This is a genomic window from Clostridium sp. (assembly GCF_016650095.1).
In the GTDB taxonomy this organism is placed as follows: Bacteria; Bacillota; Clostridia; order Clostridiales; family Clostridiaceae; genus Clostridium_AD.
In genome coordinates this window covers 1-5,689 of sequence record NZ_JAENWL010000249.1, presented here as the reverse complement: position 1 = coordinate 5,689, position 5,689 = coordinate 1, and the positions used below count along the sequence as shown (strand labels likewise).

Sequence of the window (5,689 nt, the reverse complement as noted above, 5' to 3'; positions counted from 1 at the left end):
GTATAGCATCAGCAAATTTCGAATTGTCTATTTTAGACATGCTCAATCTCCCAACTTGTCCTTTTCTAGCTAAAACATATAGTGCTTTTTCTATATCGGGTTCGTTTGTAAACTTTAAAATTATATTTGTAAATTCATTAAATGCATAATTATTCATATATTCACCACTTACTCTCATTTATTTATAATAATAATATTATATATCACTATTATGATTATGTATCATCTTTATAAAATATGTGATAAATAGCTCGTTAAACGTTATTAAAGAACATAAACCTAATTATATTAAATTATTCCACAATTGATGCCTAAATTTTAAATTTCATTATAGTTAACCATCTTAATACTATTTTTAATATGTATCTTTTTCAATTTTGTATTGATGTTACTACCCCACCTTCCACATATACATATCTATTTCCAGTATAACAAAACTGTTTAGAAATTTTATATGCTGTAGTAGTTGTGTTAACATCCTTTGGTGAACCCCATACACATTTCCTTAAATCATCTTCAGACATTCCTATATATGGTTCTGAAGATTGTGTTGATTCAGATAGTGTTTCCTCAATATAAGGAGAAGGTGATAATTTCAAACGCAAATCTTCTATCTCCTTATTAGAATTTAGTTCACCTAACTGCGAAACGACAATTAGTTTATTAATATCATCTGCATCATTAAATGCTAATCCTTCTTCCATTTTAATCTTAAAATAAGTTACAAACTGATCTAAAAATTGAGTATAATAATAACTATCATTTACAGAATATTTATTCACAAATTTTTCTATAAACTTTGTTTGTTCAGGACTAATAATTGTGTCAGTATCCTCAATTATTTCTTTGCATTGACCTAATTTCGTGGTAAATTCATTTTGTTTTAAATTACTTATTATCGCAGAACTTCCTACCACTCCGACCAACATAACAATAAATGCTATAACAATTAGGAATTTTTTGTTTATTTTTTTCTTTTCTCTTTTTTTCGAAGTATCGTCATATATTTCGTCCTCATCAATAACTTCTACATTTGTACTATTATTGATTTCCTCTTTATTTAAAATCTTCTCCCCCACAGATATTACAAAACATACTTTCTTCACTTAATTCAACCCCACATTTTTTACAAATCATTTCCATGCCCCCTACAATATATATGTGAACATTTAACTTTATTTACTTGCATCTATATTTATTACTTTAAAATTTGTTACTCCTTCTTCTATAACTATTGCTTTAAATTTCCAACTTTTATAACCTTGTAAATTTTTAACATTAGCAAGGGTGCTTCCAACTAGATTACCATCCTTATCTAATAAATTAATATTTACTCCAACATATCTGTAACTATTATTTGAAGTATTTTTAATTGTACCAACAATATAGCCATTTTCACTTTTATAATCTATTAATTCTAATATTCCATCTTCTGAGGTTAAGTTTTTAGCAATAGGTGGATTTTCAGTTACTTCTTTTAAAGCTTCTTTATAGGATAAATCATCTTTGTAATTCTGATATTGAGCGTATAAACTTCCTATAGCTACATTTTCAGGATAATCTTCTTTTACATTTAACAATACTTCCACTAAATTTTCATTAATATTTTCTTCCCCTTTTTTTAAATCCACATTCCATTTTACTATTATAAAATTACATAAATCAATTTTAACTTCATTTTTGTTTATATTTTCATCTATAAAATTATTGATATTTTCTATGTCTCCTACAAATTTTGCAGACCTTGTAATTTGCTTTTTTACTTCCGTTAATTTAGTTTGAAATGTTGTATCTTTAGAGATAATTTGAGCAGTTACAAGTGCGTCTGTTGACTTAGTATTTTCACTACATCCGACAAATGATGCTACACTTAATATAATTATAGATAATAATATACTTAATTTTTTAAATTTCATCATAGTTAGCTCCTTTTTTCTAGTCTTGTATTGTTGTTACAATTCCATCTTCCACATATACATATTTGTTTCCTGAATAGCAATACTGCTTAGAAATTCCATATGCTGTTGTAGTCTTATTGACATCTTCAGGTTGTCCCCATGCACATTCTACTAAATCAACTTCTGTCATTCCTATATATGGCTTACTTGGTTCTGAAGAAATGCTTGTCTCATGTACATAACGAGTAGCATTCTTTATAATATTTGTTTCATCTATTAGCTTTGTGCGTAATGTTTTAATTTCATCATTAGAGGTTACAACAAATACACTTGAGACATCAACAAGTTTATTCATATAAGTAACATCATGGGAAGTCAATCCATCCGTCATTTTGGATTTAAGAAAGGGTATAAATATATTACTAAATTGAGTATTTTTATAATGATTAGACGATAAATACTTCGTTTCAAAATCTTTTATGATTTTTATTTGAGAAATACTTAAATCATTAGCGTTATCAATGAATTCCTTGCTTTGATTAAATTCAACAGTGAATTCTTTTTTTTCTAAAGTTCTTGTTCTACTTGTAAATCCAGCCACTCCAACTAATAATATAATAGCTACAATAGTTAAAGCGATCCCTACATATTTAACCTTATTTTTCATATAATTAGCACCTCTTTTTATAAATTATGATGTTAATATATTTAATTCTATAAAATGTAATGATTTCCTTTATTATCTTATTAGTTTCAATATGTATATATCCAAAAAATATAACACTATTAAAGTATCATAAATGTTATACCATCAAATTCCCACCACAATCAATCATAAAAATTATTAGGTATAAGTACATAAGCCAATATTAAAGTGTCTTATAATTGACGTGCGTTATGTACAATTGTTATGCCTTTAGAATGTACATTAAACGTTCATATGTGACTTCTAAGACACTTTACTGATTATTAGTTAATGTTGGTAGTTAAATAATAAAAAGGATAGTTTTTTATTTCCACAAAGCTTATGTTAGTTTGGTAATGTACTTATTAATTATAGAGACTTCTTTACAACTTCTTAATTTTTTATTAGATTATAGTAATAAAAAAGTAAGGGCATAGTAGCCCTTACTGTAATTTCTATTTTAGATATGTTTAAGAATGATGTTTATTTTAATGATTTCTCTTTATACTGTTCAATCCAATATTCATAATATGGATTTATCCAAGTAGTACCATCATAATATTCGACCTCTTTAACACAAGAAAGCACTTTACTTATACCATGCTGTTCGTCTAAATTCCAACCAACTCCATCACCAAAAACAGCACCAGGTACAATATTTACATTATCAGCTATTCCTATAAATTCGAAAGGCGCACTTGTAAATAAATATTCTGTTTTTACTTTGATAGGTAATAAATTACTATCATATGCTAAAGACGATACCTTCATGTTTTTTACTATTTTATTAGACTTGTTTCGAATAAGTACTCGAATCATATCAGGGTAGAGAGATTTATATTCTGAAGCCTGTACGATAATAGTAGATGATTCGACTGTGACTTGTTGATTTGCTTTAGTAGACGCTATATTCTTTTTTAACTCAGCAGCTTTTTTAACTTCATTTGATTTTTCATAAATCGATTTTTTTGCTGTAATATCTGAGTCATTTGGAATTATAATGAGCGCACTAGCTAATAGCGATATTGCTGAATCATAATCTTTTTTATTTGTAAATGCTAGTGATTCGCTTAATATAACAGCTTTGTATTCTTTAATAGAATTACTAATGAGTTCTTGTGCATCTTTATAATTCTCATCTACATTAATTACTTTTTTAAGTTCAGTTAAACCATTTTTATAGTCTTTGTTTTTTAAAAATTCACTTCCTACTTTAAAAGAAGTCCTCGAAACGTTTAATTTTTCTACATTTTCTTTTGATATTGATACCTGTCCTTGAATTGATGGTATTCCTATATCTTGTATATTTTTAAGCTTTGCAATAGCATCAGTGTAGTTCAATTTGTTTTTCATAAAATCAGTTTCTATATTTTTTATATCTGAATTTAAGGATTTTAGGACTTTTTCTTCATCACTACCAGTTCCTTCGATTTTACTACTGTAAATGTTACTAGCCTCTACAGGCTTGTTATTATTTATTGCTCTTTCAAATTCTTTTGCAGGGCTATTTTGCGAAAAAATAACCGCGATTATAATAAAAATTGATATAATACCTATAATTTCATATTTAATAAATTTTTTATTTGAGATTAATAAACTTTTTATAGTATTTCTAGATTTTTTTTCTTTAGTACTAATTTCATCAACACTTATTTTAATATCACTTGTATTAGCACCACATTTACTGCAAAATAAAGCATCCTCTAGATTATCGTTTCCACATTTTGAACATTTCATAAAAATTATCCCCCCTTAATTTATAAATATAATAATATTTTACTATATTTTCAATGTATTTACAATATTCTTGTAAATTGTATATACTTTTAGTTATTTAAATTCATATAGTTTATCATACTAGACGTGGTTTTAATCCACCGTATATTAATTTTAAGCTACTTTAGATATGAAGCTTTTGTGTTTTACTTAGAATTTTTAGATTGCTTCACCTCGCTATCTTACTTACTATGTAGACAGGGGATTTAACTCCCCAGTTAGATGTGATTTATTATAAAAAGGTTATCTAAATACTATATCTGTAATTCCATTGATGCCCTTATTCGCTATCATTATAACGAAAATTTCTTTTGATAAAAATCCAAACATGAACATTCCAATTATTACTACAATATAAGTATATCCATTTATTTTTTTAACCTTTCTATCTTATTCGTACTTGAACATATCTTTTACAAAGTCTGACATTTCTTCTAAAGAGTTTACATAAGTGTATATCCTAACATCACGAGTGGTCTTCTTGAAGCTACATTGGATTATTCTCGAATCTCTATGCATGGCTAAACCTACCTTTCCTTACTTCTTAATAACATACAATGTGATATTTATAGAAACGTGATAATGTGTTAGAGTGCTAATGTAATTGGTGGACAGTTTGCAGTTATTAAAACATATGGAAATAGAATAGATGATATGATTGTAAATGAGTGCCTTGCTATGAAGGTTGCTTTTGGAGAAAATCCTAAAAGAGTATATCATGATCAGAAAAAATCCCCCAGCACACGAATGGGAACTGCTGCAATTCTAAGAGAAAATCTTATTAAAGCAAAATTGTATGTAGAAAAACAAAATAATCTCTTAGAATGCCCTGATAAAGCTCCTGAATTTGACATCAAAATGGAAGCTTTAGCCAAGGTTATAAAGAAAGAAATACCTCTAAAAGCGCATGCTCATAGGGCTGACGATATCCTTACGGCTCTACGGATTGCAAAGGAATTTGATATAGATATCACTCTTGATCATTGCACAGAAGGGCATTTAATTATAGATTATTTAAAAGAAGGTATTCAAAAGGGCATAATATTAGGTCCATCACTTTCTAATAGATCAAAAGTAGAACTTAAAAATCTAACTTTTGAAACTCCTGGGATTTTATCCAAAGCAGGTTTAAAAGTAGCAATAATAACGGATCATCCTGTTATTCCCCTTCAATATCTTCCAGTATGTGCAGGTATTGCTGCAAGAGAGGGTATGGATGAAAATGAAGCCCTAAAGGCAATAACTATTAATGCGGCTGAAATACTTGGTATAGAAGACAAAGTTGGAAGCTTAGAAATTGGAAAGGATGCTGATATTGTTATATATAGTG

The 5,689-nt window shown here is 27.6% G+C and carries 5 protein-coding genes and 1 pseudogene; 1 reads left to right on the top strand and 5 read right to left on the bottom strand.

Annotation, left to right across the window (positions count from 1 at the left end; genetic code table 11):
• Positions 1-1,056: 1,056 nt before the first annotated feature.
• The 5 genes from JJE11_RS17775 to JJE11_RS13445 all read right to left on the bottom strand — a co-directional run bounded on the left by JJE11_RS17775 (position 1,057) and on the right by JJE11_RS13445 (position 4,878).
• A complete protein-coding gene (locus tag JJE11_RS17775) occupies positions 1,057-1,137 on the bottom strand; it encodes a zinc-ribbon domain-containing protein (RefSeq protein ID WP_366927933.1) in 81 nt (26 codons plus the stop codon).
• Between the two features lie 38 nt (positions 1,138-1,175).
• Positions 1,176-1,916, bottom strand: coding sequence for an FxLYD domain-containing protein (locus JJE11_RS13460; protein WP_291636449.1), 741 nt, complete (start codon positions 1,914-1,916; stop codon positions 1,176-1,178).
• 19 nt (positions 1,917-1,935) lie between these two features.
• Positions 1,936-2,565 carry a hypothetical protein gene (locus JJE11_RS13455; RefSeq protein WP_291636447.1) on the bottom strand — a complete coding sequence of 210 codons (630 nt, stop codon included), beginning with the start codon at positions 2,563-2,565 and terminating at the stop codon, positions 1,936-1,938.
• 501 nt (positions 2,566-3,066) lie between these two features.
• Entirely contained in the window at positions 3,067-4,320 is a 1,254-nt protein-coding gene (locus JJE11_RS13450; RefSeq protein ID WP_291636445.1) for a DUF5780 domain-containing protein, read from the bottom strand.
• Positions 4,321-4,749: 429 nt separating this feature from the next.
• Complete coding sequence (locus tag JJE11_RS13445) at positions 4,750-4,878, bottom strand: hypothetical protein (protein ID WP_291636443.1); 129 nt, start codon at positions 4,876-4,878, stop codon at positions 4,750-4,752.
• 72 nt (positions 4,879-4,950) lie between these two features.
• On the opposite strand from JJE11_RS13445, the pseudogene JJE11_RS13440 reads away from it, so the two are divergent.
• Positions 4,951-5,689 (top strand): annotated as a pseudogene (locus tag JJE11_RS13440) (amidohydrolase family protein); the annotation flags it as partial.

Coding starts and splice junctions, on each gene's coding strand:
- JJE11_RS13455 (WP_291636447.1), bottom strand. CDS start 2,565: ATGAAAAATAAGGTTAAATATGTAGGGATCGCTTTAACTATTGTAGCT.
- JJE11_RS17775 (WP_366927933.1), bottom strand. CDS start 1,137: ATGATTTGTAAAAAATGTGGGGTTGAATTAAGTGAAGAAAGTATGTTT.
- JJE11_RS13460 (WP_291636449.1), bottom strand. CDS start 1,916: ATGAAATTTAAAAAATTAAGTATATTATTATCTATAATTATATTAAGT.
- JJE11_RS13445 (WP_291636443.1), bottom strand. CDS start 4,878: ATGCATAGAGATTCGAGAATAATCCAATGTAGCTTCAAGAAGACCACT.
- JJE11_RS13450 (WP_291636445.1), bottom strand. CDS start 4,320: ATGAAATGTTCAAAATGTGGAAACGATAATCTAGAGGATGCTTTATTT.